Source organism: Lactococcus sp. NH2-7C (assembly GCF_029953655.1).
Lineage (GTDB): Bacteria > Bacillota > Bacilli > Lactobacillales > Streptococcaceae > Lactococcus > Lactococcus lactis.
This window is the reverse complement of the sequence record NZ_CP124538.1, coordinates 728,392-742,364: the sequence shown is the minus strand read 5'-3', so window position 1 is coordinate 742,364 and position 13,973 is coordinate 728,392. Positions and strand designations below refer to the sequence as shown.

The 13,973-nt window shown below is 36.0% G+C and carries 15 protein-coding genes; 9 read left to right on the top strand and 6 right to left on the bottom strand.

Annotation, left to right across the window (positions count from 1 at the left end):
- Positions 1 to 167: 167 nt before the first annotated feature.
- Entirely contained in the window at positions 168 to 527 is a 360-nt protein-coding gene (locus tag QJV49_RS03530; protein ID WP_225511983.1) for a DUF956 family protein, read from the bottom strand.
- Positions 528 to 688: 161 nt separating this feature from the next.
- On the opposite strand from QJV49_RS03530, the gene QJV49_RS03525 reads away from it, so the two are divergent.
- Entirely contained in the window at positions 689 to 1,384 is a 696-nt protein-coding gene (locus QJV49_RS03525) for a YitT family protein (protein WP_225511984.1), read from the top strand.
- A 24-nt stretch (positions 1,385 to 1,408) separates the two neighbouring features.
- Here the strand turns inward: QJV49_RS03525 and QJV49_RS03520 are convergent, their stop codons facing one another.
- From QJV49_RS03520 to QJV49_RS03500, 5 genes are all read right to left on the bottom strand, one after another.
- Positions 1,409 to 1,792, bottom strand: coding sequence for a DUF956 family protein (locus tag QJV49_RS03520; RefSeq protein ID WP_003130895.1), 384 nt, complete (start codon positions 1,790 to 1,792; stop codon positions 1,409 to 1,411).
- 141 nt (positions 1,793 to 1,933) lie between these two features.
- Entirely contained in the window at positions 1,934 to 2,857 is a 924-nt protein-coding gene (locus tag QJV49_RS03515; protein WP_225511985.1) for a PTS system mannose/fructose/sorbose family transporter subunit IID, read from the bottom strand.
- 18 nt (positions 2,858 to 2,875) lie between these two features.
- Positions 2,876 to 3,688: a PTS mannose/fructose/sorbose transporter subunit IIC gene (locus QJV49_RS03510; protein WP_057720129.1), complete on the bottom strand. Its 813-nt coding sequence runs from the start codon at positions 3,686 to 3,688 to the stop codon at positions 2,876 to 2,878.
- Between the two features lie 78 nt (positions 3,689 to 3,766).
- Positions 3,767 to 4,756, bottom strand: a complete 990-nt coding sequence (locus QJV49_RS03505; RefSeq protein ID WP_003130898.1) for a PTS sugar transporter subunit IIB — start codon at positions 4,754 to 4,756, stop codon at positions 3,767 to 3,769.
- A 268-nt stretch (positions 4,757 to 5,024) separates the two neighbouring features.
- Positions 5,025 to 5,228 carry a ferredoxin gene (locus tag QJV49_RS03500; RefSeq protein ID WP_225511986.1) on the bottom strand — a complete coding sequence of 68 codons (204 nt, stop codon included), beginning with the start codon at positions 5,226 to 5,228 and terminating at the stop codon, positions 5,025 to 5,027.
- A 46-nt stretch (positions 5,229 to 5,274) separates the two neighbouring features.
- Here QJV49_RS03500 and QJV49_RS03495 point away from each other — a divergent pair, with 46 nt between their 5' ends.
- From QJV49_RS03495 to arcC, 8 genes are all read left to right on the top strand, one after another.
- Positions 5,275 to 5,790: an SAG1386/EF1546 family surface-associated protein gene (locus QJV49_RS03495; protein WP_225511987.1), complete on the top strand. Its 516-nt coding sequence runs from the start codon at positions 5,275 to 5,277 to the stop codon at positions 5,788 to 5,790.
- Between the two features lie 83 nt (positions 5,791 to 5,873).
- A complete protein-coding gene (cmk, locus tag QJV49_RS03490; RefSeq protein WP_225511988.1) occupies positions 5,874 to 6,536 on the top strand; it encodes a (d)CMP kinase in 663 nt (220 codons plus the stop codon).
- Between the two features lie 77 nt (positions 6,537 to 6,613).
- The gene (locus QJV49_RS03485; protein WP_225512110.1) at positions 6,614 to 8,017 is read left to right on the top strand and encodes an LCP family protein; all 1,404 of its coding nucleotides are present in this window, start codon (positions 6,614 to 6,616) and stop codon (positions 8,015 to 8,017) included.
- 329 nt (positions 8,018 to 8,346) lie between these two features.
- Positions 8,347 to 9,177: a LuxR C-terminal-related transcriptional regulator gene (locus QJV49_RS03480; RefSeq protein WP_281449160.1), complete on the top strand. Its 831-nt coding sequence runs from the start codon at positions 8,347 to 8,349 to the stop codon at positions 9,175 to 9,177.
- A 232-nt stretch (positions 9,178 to 9,409) separates the two neighbouring features.
- The gene (gene ptcA / locus QJV49_RS03475; protein ID WP_225511990.1) at positions 9,410 to 10,432 is read left to right on the top strand and encodes a putrescine carbamoyltransferase; all 1,023 of its coding nucleotides are present in this window, start codon (positions 9,410 to 9,412) and stop codon (positions 10,430 to 10,432) included.
- Between the two features lie 15 nt (positions 10,433 to 10,447).
- Positions 10,448 to 11,809, top strand: a complete 1,362-nt coding sequence (locus QJV49_RS03470; RefSeq protein WP_225511991.1) for an APC family permease — start codon at positions 10,448 to 10,450, stop codon at positions 11,807 to 11,809.
- Positions 11,810 to 11,819: 10 nt separating this feature from the next.
- Positions 11,820 to 12,920 carry an agmatine deiminase gene (gene aguA, locus QJV49_RS03465; RefSeq protein ID WP_225511992.1) on the top strand — a complete coding sequence of 367 codons (1,101 nt, stop codon included), beginning with the start codon at positions 11,820 to 11,822 and terminating at the stop codon, positions 12,918 to 12,920.
- 24 nt (positions 12,921 to 12,944) lie between these two features.
- Positions 12,945 to 13,916, top strand: coding sequence for a carbamate kinase (arcC, locus tag QJV49_RS03460; protein WP_225511993.1), 972 nt, complete (start codon positions 12,945 to 12,947; stop codon positions 13,914 to 13,916).
- The last annotated feature ends 57 nt before the right edge of the window (positions 13,917 to 13,973 follow it).

Genomic DNA, 13,973 nt, shown 5'->3' with positions numbered 1-13,973 from the left:
TTTCATGAGAAAATTAACAGAAGTAGAAAGTCATTATTTCATTTTACTTGTTTTCAGCACCACAAGCTCTCTAAAAAAATTTAATAAGACCCATTTCTAGATTTATTTTACCATTTTGTGAATTACTTTGTCAAAAATTTTTAAAATCATCATTTTAAAATCAATCATTACTTTTTGAAAGCGCGACGGAAAGGGTCAAGCAAACTAGGTGCTCTGACAATATTTTCTTTACCCACATATTCAGCAACTTTTTTTAAAATAGATCTGGAATCTTTAGAAGAAAATCGTACCTTAGCTTGAGTGTCTAAAATCAAAGAAAACTGCTGACCAAGTTTTCCACTGATTGAAACATCAACTTCGGCGCTTTTAATACTTGACCAAGTAAAGAAAATGTTTTGTCCTCGACGTGGTTTTTTATATTCAAATTCAAAACCAGAATCACCCAAGATAATTTTTCCATTTTCAACCACACCTAAATAGGCTGTTCCTTTTGTTTCATAAAAAATTTCAGAATTATTAGTTGCCAAAATCGCCCTCGTTTCCGTTTATACCTGTATTATAACATATCTATATTATATCAAGAACTAAAGAAGATAATAAAAATAGGCCCAACGAGGGATATGGTTTAAAGAATAAATATAAAAATGTTATCATTAGATTATAAGAAAAAACTAATAAAGGAGGTAAAATGACTTTAATCGGAGTAAAAATTGATAGACTATTTCTTAGAGATCTATTCATACTACTAGTTGGTGTAGGCCTTTATATTCTCTCTATTCAACTTTTTGTCGTTCCTAACGCGATGGCTAGCAATGGAATCGCAGGATTTTCAGTATTTATTCACTTTGTTTTCGGAATGAATCCAGCTTTGACTTTTTTTGCAGTCAATATTCCACTCTTTCTTTTAAGTTGGAAACTACTTGTGCAGCGGGAATTGTTACTGACTATTCCTGGAGCGCTGGCCATGAGCGGGTTGATGATGATTTATGAAGCCGTAGGAATTACTGGCTTTCAAATGGACTCATTGATTACTGTGGGGATTATAGACGGAATCCTCTCAGGAATTGGTGCAGGTTTAGTTGTTCTATCACAAGGAACATTTGGAGGCTCTATTCTACTTGCGCGACTTTTTGAAAATAAGTGGAAAGTGCCAATTGATAAAACGCTCTTTGGTATTGATATTGTAGTTATGCTATTAGCAGTCATGACTTATCTTTCCCTTCCCAATTTTTTCGTCACACTCTTATCTTGTTACATCTTCAGTAAAGTCACACGTTTCATAGGACGACCCTCATACCGCCAACAAATTTTACAAAAAGTTAGATTAATAAAAAATGAGCCAAGCTGTTCTTGCAAAACTAATGAATGCTCTTGCTCTAACTAACAAAAAAATCCCAAATTGGGATTTTTATTTTTTCTTCTTTCTCTTAAAAGCATTTTTAAAAGTTCCGAGGAAACTAGGGGATTTAACCACTTTATCGTTTCCTAAATAATGACGAATCCATTTTAAAACAGTTCCTGAGTTTTTCGATGAGAATCGAACCTTAGAGCCATTTTGTAAAACGATTGAAAATTGTCGACCAACTTTTACCTCACCTTTGAGGGATTTTGAAACGTCACCCTCAACACGAGCCACTGCCGTCCAAGGAAAAGTCATATTTTTTTCAACATTTCGGTCATTATAAAACTCAAAAGCAACATCACCAATCAGAATTTTTCCATATTCAGCAAAACCTAAATAAGCAATTCCTTCTGTTGAATAATCAGCCTTAGTATTTAGTGATTGAGCCACAGATTCTCTCCATTTCCTAGATTAATAATCTAAAAACCATTATACCATAAAAACGCTTTACTTGCCTTAAATACTTCAATTTATTAGAGAAAAATAAAATAAAAAAAACCAATCCAAAGATTGATTTTTTTACCAAATCGATTACATGATTTGAGCCCAACGACCGAGGATACCCACGATGAAGAGACCAAAGATGATAACGATTGGAGAAACTTTTTTCTTAAGCAACCACATGCAAAGGAATGTGATAAGCAAACCAGCAAGGCCAGGAATCAATTGATTCAAGTTATCTTGAAGATAAGTTACTTTTGTAGGATCAAGAGAAAGTTTGTTACCAACTTGACCAAGAATATCATGAAGTTGTGTACCAGATACAGAACCTTTAGGGAATTCTACATAAGCACCTTTTTGTAAAGGAATTTTTGAAACAACGGCGTTAGGACCATTAAAGTTAATTGTTACCCAACGTTGAATCAATACACCAAGGACGAACATACCAAGGATAGATGCACCTTTAGTAACAGTTTGGAGAAGTCCTCCACCAAGGTCTTTAGTGATTGCAGAACCTGATTTATAACCAAATTCTTGAGTGTACCACAAGAAAGCGATACGGATAGCGTTCCACACGATGAAGAAGAAGAGTGGAGCGATAATTGATCCACCAGTAGCCAATGAAGCTGCAATCGCACCAACGATAGGACGTACTGTAAACCAGAAGACAGGGTCACCGATACCTGCAAGAGGACCCATCATACCAACTTTAACCCCTTGAATAGCGGCATCATCGATATCAGCACCGTTAGCACGTTCTTCTTCAAGGGCAAGAGTTACACCGATGATAGGAGCGGCAACGTATGGGTGAGTATTAAAGAATTCCAAGTGACGTTTCAAAGCTTCTTTAGCTTCTTCGCCAGAAGGGTAGAGTTTTTTCAATGCTGGAATGAGCGAGTAAGCCCAACCACCATTTTGCATACGTTCGTAGTTCCAAGAACCTTGGAGGAACATTGAACGCCACATAACGCTACGACGGATTTTCTTATCAAGAGTTACTTTATTTTCAGACATTTTTTAGATCCTCCTTTCTTAGTAGTCGTTCAAGATGTCGCCAATTGGGTCACCTGATGAAGATGCAGTACCATTTCCAGAACCACCAGAAGCTTGGAGGTTAAGGTAAACAATAGCGATAACAACACCGAGGACACCAGTTGCAATCAATGTTAATTCAGAGATTGGTGCGAGAGCGAAACCAAGGAAGAAGAATGGCCATACTTCACGAGTAGCCATAAGGTTGATAACCATTGCATAACCAACGGCAACAACCATCCCACCACCGACAGCAAGACCGCCAGAGATAACTGGAGGAATAGCAGCAAGTGCTTTTTGGATAGCATCTGGTGAGATAACCAAAAGAAGTCCAGCAGGGATAGCAATACGCAAACCTTGACAGATAAGCGCGATGAAGTGCCACATTTCAACACCTGAGTATGAACCTTTTTCAGCAGCACGGTCAGCTTGGTGAACGAGCACAACTGAAAGCATACGTACAAGAGTAGTCAATACAAGACCAGCAGTTGCAAGCAAGATAGCAGCAGGAACGATAGTACCCATGATGTGAGTCAAGTCAAAGTTATTTGATTGAACCATCAAGATAGATGATGCGACAGAGGCAAGGGCAGCATCGGGTGCGACAGCGGCACCAACGTTAGCCCAACCAAGAGCGATCAATTGAAGTGAACCACCGAGGATAATCCCTGCAGAAGCATGACCGGTAACAATACCGATGAGCGAGCAGGCGATAATTGGTTGGTGGAATTGCCATTGGTCAAGGATACCTTCAAGACCAGCAAGGAAGGCAACAACAATGACCAAGATTACAGATAAAACACCGTATTCCATGTTTTTTATATCTCCTTAATTATTTGGCTGCCTAATATTCAATTTTAGTAATCAGAATATCAGACGAGCATATTCTGATTATTGTACGTCAGCTTTGTTAATCAAACCAAAGAGGTCAGATTTAGAGTCAGCTGGAACTTTACGTACGTCGAATTTAACTCCGAGGTCACGCAATTTTTCAAAAGTAGCAACGTCATCTTTGTCCATAGAAAGAACTTTGTTGAGCATTGTTTTACCAGTTGAGTGAGCCATAGAACCAACGTTCAATGTTTCAATTGGTACGCCACCTTCGATTGTTGCAAGAGCGTCTTGTGGAGTTTCGAAAAGAAGAAGGGCTTTAGTGTCACCAAAACGTGGGTCTTTAGCAACTTCAATCATTTTCTTAATTGGTATAACGTTAGCTTTTACACCAGTTGGAGCCGCTTGTTCAATGAGTTTCTTACGAAGTTCATCTTTAGAAACGGTGTCAGAAACGACGATGATGCGGTTTGCTCTTGAGTCTGGAGTCCAAGCAGTTGCAACTTGTCCGTGAAGCAAACGTGAGTCAATACGAGCGAGGTTAATTTTAATTTTACCATCACCGATGACTGTTCCTTCAGGAATCGCACCTTGAACAGCAGCCGGAGCAGCTGCAACAGCAGTTTCTTCAGCAGGTTGAAGTTCTTCAGGTAGTACTTTAATACCGCCTTTGGCTTCTTTCATAATATTTGCTACGACTTTATCCACCCCGGCAGACGCATCCATCATGCGTTCTGTGTAGGCTTGGATAAGCATAGGCAGGTTGAGGCCTGTGATGATAGCAATCTTGCGCTCTGGATTTTCACCCATCACTGCACTTGCTTGATTAAATGGAGAACCGCTCCATAAGTCAGCAAGGACAAGTACTTCATCTTCAGCATCAAATGTTGCGATGGCAGCTTCGATTTTAGCATGCAAATCAGTTGGTCCTTCGCTAGGCATAAAAGTAACAACTTGTACTTTTTCTTGCTCTCCGAAAATCATAGAACCAGATTGTTTGATGCCTGCGGCGAATTCACCATGGCTCGCAATAACAATTCCGATACTCAATGTGAGTAACCTCCTATATAAGATTATAATAAAAATTATTACTTAGTTATTATACTACTTCAAATCAATATTTGCAAATGTTTTCATAAAAATATTACACTTGTTTTTTAAGGAATGGAAACCCTTTATAAATAATTTGTATAGATAGCTTTATAAAGCGTTTTTTGGGTCGTAAATAAAAAAAGATTATCAAAGTAAGATAAATCTTTTTGAAAAATGACAGGAATTGAAAAACTTATGGTAGAATAGTAGTTGATAAAATAATACACTAATCTCTCTCGATTTTAAGTGCTCCTGTAGGACAGGATTTTATAGCTAAAAGAAGTGAACTATCATCAGAAAATTCTTTTTGAACTTTATCCGTATCATAAAATTTAACGATTCCATTATCGTGATAATCAAACACTTTTGGCGCATGGAGATTACATAAACCACATGCGATACATTTATCGGGAATTATTTTTATCTTCATATAGGAAATGATAATAAAAAAATAGTAAAATTGAAAGGAAAAGGTCGTGTCAACAAAAGAACCCTGGAATAATGAAATTTATCGTGCGATGAAAGAAGAATCGACTGAAATGAAAAGACATGATAGAGGCAAGGATGAAAGTAAGCGCCCGTTGACGACGCGTTTTTTGACTTTTCTCGTTATCCTCATGTTTATTCTTGTTGGGCTAGCTATTGGTTTTATTTTATGGAATAATCAAGTACGAAATACAGCTAGTATCGCAAAAAGTTTTCATCAATCTTCATCAGTAGCTAAAACCGAAGAATCAACCAGTCAAGCCGCGGCCTCTTCTTCAACAGAAGCGACTCCCCCTGCTAGTAGCAGTACAGTTGCCTCTTCATCTAGCAGTAGCGCTGAGTCTGGAACAACTTATACAATTGCTACCGGAGATTATCCAAGTACAATTGCAGCTAAGACAGGGATTCCCTGGGCAACGATTGCTAGTTTGAATGGAATTACAGCTGATGGATATAATGCTGATGGATCAGCTATCCATGCTGGACAAGTTTTAAAATTAAAATAAAAAAATCACTGACAGGCCTTTTTACATAATTCTGTCAGTAAAAATTGAACTAAAATAGGAAATAAGGTAAATAAAGAGATTCTATGAAAAAGATTCAAATTGCAATTGACGGTCCAGCGTCAAGTGGAAAATCAACAGTTGCTAAAATTATTGCACGAAATCTTGACTTAATTTATTTGGACACGGGTGCTATGTATCGAGTAGCTACTTTTGTTTCCTTGCAAAATGAAACAAATGATGCAAAAGAAATCATTGAATTTATTAAAAGAAATCCAATTTCTTTTATGAATGGTCAAAAAGGTCAAGAAGTTTTAATGGGCTCTGAAAATGTTACAGAAGTGATTAGAACGAATGAAGTAACAAATGCCGTTTCTAAAATATCAGCTATGACCGAAATTCGTGAATTCATGGTTGCAGAACAACAAAGAATTGCTAAAAACGGTGGAATTATCATGGATGGACGTGATATTGGAACAGTTGTTTTGCCAAAGGCAGATTTGAAAATTTTCCTTGTTGCTTCAGTTGATGAACGAGCTGAAAGACGTTATAAAGAAAATCTGTCTAAAGGAATTCCAACCGATCTTGAGCGTTTGAAAATTGAAATTTCGGAAAGAGACCGAAAAGATAGCACAAGAGCAATTTCTCCTTTGAAACAAGCAGAAGATGCAATATTACTTGATAGTACTGGAAAAACAATTAATGAAATTGTTCAATTTATTGAAGATAAGGCTAAAGAACTCATGTAAATGAGTTCTTTTTAATTATTAGATAGTCTAAAGATTGGTAAGATTTTGCAGGAATTATCAAACTTTGATATAATAATATAACAATGAATGAAAAAAAGTATAAACGCTTAGAATATTTGAGACATAACATCAATTATCTCACAATCCGAGAGCGTCAAGAGTACTATGACTTACTCAATGAACTAAAAAAAGCTGGAAATCAATCTGAACCCGAAAATTTCGAGGAATTTGAAGAATACGTCGAGCCAGAATATGAATATTCCGATTACGAACCAGAAAGCATTCAAAAAAGTACTTCCTCTTCTAACGGTAGGAATGCTAGTCGAAGAAATACGCGAGAAAGTTTTTCAAATCAGGAAAACAACAGAAATAAATCATTAAAAAAAGAAAACAAATCTTCTAAAAAAGCTAAATCTGGCAAGAAGAAAAAACGTCATTGGTTAAGAACAATATTAACAATTATTGTTTTGATTATTGCCGTCATGATTGGTTTCTTTGTATATGGATATCAAAGGGGCGTTAAACATGAGGGAAGCGTCGCTAAACAAGAAAAGTTCACAAGTTTAAAAAATACGGACGGTTCTGTAAATATTCTTTTGTTAGGAGCAGACCAAAGACCATGGCAATCATCAGGAGTTGCTCATACTGATACTATTATGGTTTTACATGTTAATGGTAAGAATCATCAAATACAAATCGTGAGCTTTATGCGTGATACCCTTGTCAATATTCCTGATGTCGGCTCAAGTAATACACCAGATTCAAAAATAAATTCTGCCTTTACAATTGGAGAACAATACAATAAACAGGGTGTGAATTTGATGAGTGAGACATTGAAAAATAACTTTGGCATTAACTGTCAATATTATGCAGTCGTTGATTTTTCAAGTTTTGCAACGATTATTGATTCATTGTTCCCAACTGGCCTAAAAATTGATGCAAAATTTTCGACTGTGAATGGTGAGAATCTTGCTGCGGTACCTGTTCCTGATGATTTAGCTGCAACTGAAGGAAAAGTTTCAAGTGACAAAGACTTGACAGCTGAAGAAGCAGCCGCTTTAGGTTATCCTGATGGTGGTGGGACATTCATGATGATTAAACCAGGGACTCAGAAAATGGATGGACGAATGCTCTTGAATTATGCCCGATTCCGTCATGATGACGAGGGAGATTATGGACGAGTAAAACGTCAACAACAAGTTTTAGAAACAGTAATGTCTAAAATGAAAAATCCGCTCTCATTGTTTACTGCTTCAAGTGCCTTGGGAACAACAAGAGCAGTTACAATGACGAATATTCCAAATTCATTTTTCTTAACTAAAGGAATTACAGCTCTTCTAGATATGAAAAATGGCATAAAGTCAACAACTATTCCGGCTAATAATGACTGGGAGAATGCTTATGATATGTATGGTGGTTTAGGACTCTCAATTGATATGACAAAATATAAAGCGAAAGCTCAAGAACTTCTTGGTCAGTAAAAAGAAAATTACTAACAGTTTTGTTAGTAATTTTTAATTTTAAATATTCATATGAGAAAAATAATGACAATTTTCTCTCCTTAGTTATAGATTAATGCCTTATAAATAAATTATAAATTTGTATTTTTATGATATGATATGAGTATGATAATAAGATAAGTAGGTCTAATCCAATGATGTTTAATTATATTTATACTACTTTTTTGACAATTTTATACACAATCTTGATGTCACTTTCTCTAAGTTTGTATCTAAAAGAACGAAAAAAGAATTATTTATTGGTAAGTCTTTATTTTTTGCTCCTTATTTTAAATGGTTTAATAGTGACCATGTCCGAAACTTTTCAAATATTTGCCAATGACTATAATCGGCAATTTATGGTTAATCCCATTATTGAAACAATTTACTACTTGGCAACTTTTGGTATTGCCTTAAAATTAGTGACCGAATTATTTGAAGAAAAAATAAAAACTTATCAATATGGTATTTATATTGCTTTTGCTTTATGGCTTATTGTTGTTCCTTTTATGGCAAATTCAGCACTAAAGGTCTGGCTCTATTATTTTCCAAGTCAGTTACTAACGGTCTATCTTGGAATTTATTTATTAAGCCATAATCGAAAAATGATTCCTAAAAGCAGTTTAGGAAAATATACGAAATTAATTGGGATCCTAGCAATAACTTTGGGATTAGCTATAGTAGTGGAAGATACCTTTATTATTTATTATAGAGATATTTATCATACAAATATGCTTAAAATCCATAATAGAAATGTTTCAGAAGACATTTTTCATATTGCACTTTGCCTTATTGCCATTAAATTTTTTCTAACCAATTATCAAAAAGGCAACGAAGAAGTAGCTGTCATTGATATCAGAAATGAAAAAAATGAGACTAATGATTCTGTAAGTAATTTTGAAAAAGATGAATATTACTTTGAGAGATTTATGGATAAATATGGAATCACTCAACGGGAAGGAGAAATTCTTGAACTTCTCCTTCAACGTAAACACAATCAAGAAATAGCCAATCAATTATATCTTTCTCTAGGAACAGTCAAAACCCACACTCACAATATTTTTATAAAACTACAAGTTGAAAAACGTTCAGAAGTTTGCGAAGTCTGGGAAGCGTTTGAAAAATCAGAGCTTACTCAATAATCCTAAAACTCCATTTTTAATGGAGTTTATTTTTATTTTGATTAAGAAAGCGGTTAAAATAGTTCTAAACCTTCCTAAACCTTTTTACTCAACCCTTTGCTATCAAAGGGTTTTCGGCTTTTATAAAAGATTAAATCCTAGAGTTGATTGTTTTATATTTTTGCTCTTGATATACTGAAAACGTTCCCAAGAGGGGAGTCAAATAACTATTTTATTCAGGAGGAATAAAGAAATGGTAACAACAAACAAACGTGATTTCATCACAACAGAAGATTACACTAAAGAAGAAATTCTTGATATTGTAACACTAGGCTTAAAAATCAAAGCAGCGATTAAAAATGGCTACTATCCACCACTTCTTAAAAACAAATCATTAGGAATGATTTTCCAACAAACATCAACTCGTACTCGTGTTTCCTTTGAAACAGCTATGACTCAATTAGGAGGCCATGCAGAATATTTAGCACCTGGTCAAATTCAACTCGGTGGTCATGAAACAATAGAAGATACAAGCACAGTTCTTTCTAGATTGCTTGATGTCATCATGGCACGTGTTGATCGTCATGAATCAGTTAATAACCTTGCAAAACATACAACAATTCCAGTTCTTAATGGGATGTCAGACTATAATCACCCAACACAAGAAGTCGGTGATTTGACTACAATGATTGAACATTTACCAGCCGGTAAAAAATTAGAAGATTGTAAAGTTGTCTTTGTCGGGGATGCGACTCAAGTTTGTTTCTCATTAGGTCTAATCGCAACTAAAATGGGAATGCACTTTGTTCATTTTGGACCTAAAGGCTACCAACTTAATGAAGAACATCAAGCAAAATTAGCTGCAAATTGTGAGGTTTCTGGTGGTACCTATGAAGTAACAGACGATGAAGAATCAATTGTCGGTGCAGATTTCCTTTATACAGATGTTTGGTACGGTTTGTATGATGCAGAACTATCAGAAGAAGAACGTCTAGCAATTTTCTTCCCTAAATATCAAGTGACACCTGAGATGATGGCAAAAGCGGGAGTACATACAAAATTTATGCATTGTCTTCCAGCTTCAAGAGGGGAAGAAGTTGTTGATGCGGTTATCGATGGTCCAAACTCAATTTGTTTTGACGAAGCCGAAAATCGCTTGACTTCAATTCGTGCCCTCCTTGTTTGGTTGATGTCTGATTATGCTGAAAAAAATCCTTATGATTTGAAAGCACAAGCGAAAGCTAAGGCTGAGTTAGAGGCTTACTTAGCCAAATAAGAAAGTGTATCATTTATGGAAAATGGAAAGAAAAAATTTAGTCTCTTTAGTGCTATTCTTTCTGTCATTTGTGTTGTTTTTGTTGCCGAAGCAGCAGCACCGGTTGCTGCTATTGGTAACTCGCAGTTCTTTTGGTGGATTGTTCTCATCATTGCTTTTCTCTTACCTTATGGTCTAATTACATCTGAACTCGGAACAACTTATACTGGTGAAGGAGGACTTTATGATTGGATTACAAAAGCCTTTGGACATCGTTGGGGAGCGCGTGCTTCATGGTTTTATTGGGTAAACTTCCCATTATGGATGGCTTCACTTGCTGTACTTTGTCCTGATTTATTGCATACAATATTTGGTTTTCAATTAAACACAGGTATTTCGCTATTAATTGAATTAATTTTCATCTGGGTTATTGTTTTGATTAGTTTATATCCAGTAAGTGATAGCGTTTGGATTTTAAATGGCGGCGCGGTAATTAAGGTATTCTTAGCATTAGCATTAGGAGCCTTAGGAGTTTATTCAGCTTTGACTAAGGGAGTAGCAAACCATTATACTTTAGCATCATTACTTCCAAGTTTTGATTTGCATAGTCTATCATTTATCTCAGTAATCATTTTTAACTTACTGGGGTTTGAAGTCATTTGTACTTTTGCTGACAGTATGGAAAATCCTAAGAAACAAATCCCACAATCAATCATCATTGGTGGTATTGTAATTGCAGCGATTTATATGTTTTCGGCCTTTGGAATCGGTGTTGCCATTCCAACCGATAAATTATCAACAAGTTCGGGATTAGTAGATAGTTTCCAAGTGATGCTAGGTACACCAACAGGTTGGTTCATTAGTTTAATTGCTTTCTTGTTTATGCTGACTTTAGTGGGTAATATGGTTTCTTGGTCGCAAGGAGTTAATAATATTGCTAGTTATGCCGCTGATAATGGTGACATGCCTAAATTCTTTTCGAAAAGACGTGCTTCTAATGGAATTTCTTGGGGTGCAGCTTTGATGAATGGGATTGTAGCTACACTTATTGTAGTGATTGCGCCTTTATTACCCAATCAAGATTTGTTCTGGTCATTCTTCTCATTAAATTTGGTTCTATTTTTATTGAGTTATATTCCGGTTTTCCCCGCATTTTATAAATTACGTAAGATTGACCCTGACACTCCACGTCCATTTAGAGTGAGTGGTAGTGACGGAATCTTGAAAGGATACATGGCCTTACCAATGATTATTATTATCATATCACTAATTTTTACAGCCATCCCCTTACAATATGATAAGGCATCATTGATAGAACAATTACCGATTACAATTGGCGCAATTATTTTTATTGTGATTGGTGAATTAATTATTAAATTTAAAAAAATAAAAAAATAGGAGAGAAAAAATGGCAAAACGTATTATTGGTACAACACCAAAAGAAGATGGTTTTCGGATGCCTGGTGAATTTGAAGCTCAAGATCAAATTTTTATGATTTGGCCCGAACGTCCAGATAACTGGCGTGATGGAGCGAAACCTGTTCAGGTTGCCTTTACTAATGTCGCTAAAGCAATCAGTAGATTTACACCAGTAACAATGTTAGTTTCACAAGCGCAATATCAAAATGCTCGTTATCAATTACCCGCTGATGTACGTGTGCTTGAAGTCTCTAACAACGATTCTTGGGTCCGTGACTGTGGGCCAAGTTTTGTTATTAATGATAAGGGTGAACTTCGAGCAAATGATTGGACTTTTAATGCTTGGGGTGGACTTGTTGATGGTCTATATTTTCCTTGGGACCAAGATGATCTAGTGGCACAAAAAGTTTGTGAATTAGAACGTGTTGACTCTTATCGGACCGATGACTTTGTTCTTGAAGGAGGTTCATTCCATGTTGACGGTCAAGGAACAGTTTTGACCACTGAGATGTGCCTTTTGTCTGAAGGACGCAATCCTCACATGAGCAAAGAGCACATTGAAAATAAACTTAAAGAACATCTGAATGCTGAAAAAATTCTTTGGCTTGGGGATGGAATTGACCCAGAAGAAACAAATGGTCACGTAGACGATGTTGCTTGCTTCGTAGCACCAGGGGAAGTTGCATGTATTTATACTGATGATGAGAAATCACCTTTTTATGAAGCTGCCCAAGATGCCTATAAACGCTTGAGCCAAATGAAAGATGCTAAAGGACGCCAACTTAAAGTTCATAAATTGACTTGTCCAGCTAAAAATGTAACGATTAAAAAACAATTTAGAATTGATACAGTTGAAGGAACCATGCCACGTGAAGATGGAGATATTTGTATTGCTTCTTATATGAACTTTTTAATTACAAACAAAGGAGTTATCGTACCACAATATGGTGATGAAAATGATGCTCTAGCATTAAAACAAGTTCAAGAGATGTTTCCAGACCGTGAAATAGTTGGTGTAAACACTGTTGAAGTAGTTTATGGTGGAGGAAATATCCATTGTATTACTCAACAACAGCCTAAAGCCAAATAAGGTGTAGAGAGGATTTAACAGAAGATGGCAAAACGTATTGTAGTTGCTCTAGGGGGGAATGCTATTTTAACTAGCGACCCTACAGCGCAAGCACAATCTATGGCACTTAATAAGACTGCCGAACAATTGATGCCTTTAATAAAAGACAATGATGTTGAAATGGTTATCATTCATGGAAATGGACCTCAAGTTGGTAATTTGCTTTTGCAACAACTTGAAAGTAATTCAGTTAAAAATCCGGCAATGCCACTTGATACAGCTGTTGCTATGACTCAAGGACAAATTGGTTATTGGATGGCCCAAGCTTTTACAGAGGCTCTTGCGAATAATGGAATGTCTGAAGTTCCTTTTGTTTCTGTAGTGACAAGGACAGTAGTAGATGCTAATGATGAGGCTTTTAAAAATCCGACAAAACCTATTGGGCCCTTTTATAGCCAAGAAGAGGCTAAAAATATTCAGACTCAATATCCAGATTGGAAATTGATTGAGGATTCTGGACGAGGTTACCGAAGAGTAGTTCCTTCACCTTTACCTCTCAAAATTGTTGAGGCTAACGCAATTAAACCATTGTTAGAATCATCAGCTTTGGTCACGGTATCTGGTGGCGGAGGGATTCCTGTTATTGAAAAAAATAAGGGATATCAAGGAGTCGAAGCGGTAATTGATAAAGATTTTTCGGCAGCAAAATTAGCAGAACTTGTTGATGCTGATGAACTAGTTATTTTTACCTCTGTCGGTGATGTCTTTTTAAATTTTGGTAAACCCAATCAAAAAGCTCTAGGAATAGTACCAGTTAGCGAAATGCATCAATATCTAGAAGAAGGTTATTTTGCGCCAGGTTCTATGAAACCAAAAGTGGCAGCAGCTGTCGCTTTTGTCGAAAATACTGGTAAACAAGCCACGATTACTTCACTTGAAAATGTGGAAAACTTTGTCAAAACTGGAGCAGGAACACGGATTGTCCCCGATTTAATTTTAAAATTTTTTTCAAAATAATTTATTTCAAATTTGAAATAAAAAGAAATTTACATAGGATGCCCATTTTAATTTGAC

Bases quoted from the DNA above. Each gene is read 5' to 3' on its own strand.
- QJV49_RS03525 (WP_225511984.1), top strand. From the start codon at position 689: ATGACTTTAATCGGAGTAAAAATTGATAGACTATTTCTTAGAGATCTA.
- QJV49_RS03515 (WP_225511985.1), bottom strand. From the start codon at position 2,857: ATGTCTGAAAATAAAGTAACTCTTGATAAGAAAATCCGTCGTAGCGTT.
- QJV49_RS03510 (WP_057720129.1), bottom strand. From the start codon at position 3,688: ATGGAATACGGTGTTTTATCTGTAATCTTGGTCATTGTTGTTGCCTTC.
- QJV49_RS03500 (WP_225511986.1), bottom strand. From the start codon at position 5,228: ATGAAGATAAAAATAATTCCCGATAAATGTATCGCATGTGGTTTATGT.
- cmk (WP_225511988.1), top strand. From the start codon at position 5,874: ATGAAAAAGATTCAAATTGCAATTGACGGTCCAGCGTCAAGTGGAAAA.
- QJV49_RS03480 (WP_281449160.1), top strand. From the start codon at position 8,347: ATGTCCGAAACTTTTCAAATATTTGCCAATGACTATAATCGGCAATTT.
- ptcA (WP_225511990.1), top strand. From the start codon at position 9,410: ATGGTAACAACAAACAAACGTGATTTCATCACAACAGAAGATTACACT.
- QJV49_RS03470 (WP_225511991.1), top strand. From the start codon at position 10,448: ATGGAAAATGGAAAGAAAAAATTTAGTCTCTTTAGTGCTATTCTTTCT.
- aguA (WP_225511992.1), top strand. From the start codon at position 11,820: ATGGCAAAACGTATTATTGGTACAACACCAAAAGAAGATGGTTTTCGG.
- arcC (WP_225511993.1), top strand. From the start codon at position 12,945: ATGGCAAAACGTATTGTAGTTGCTCTAGGGGGGAATGCTATTTTAACT.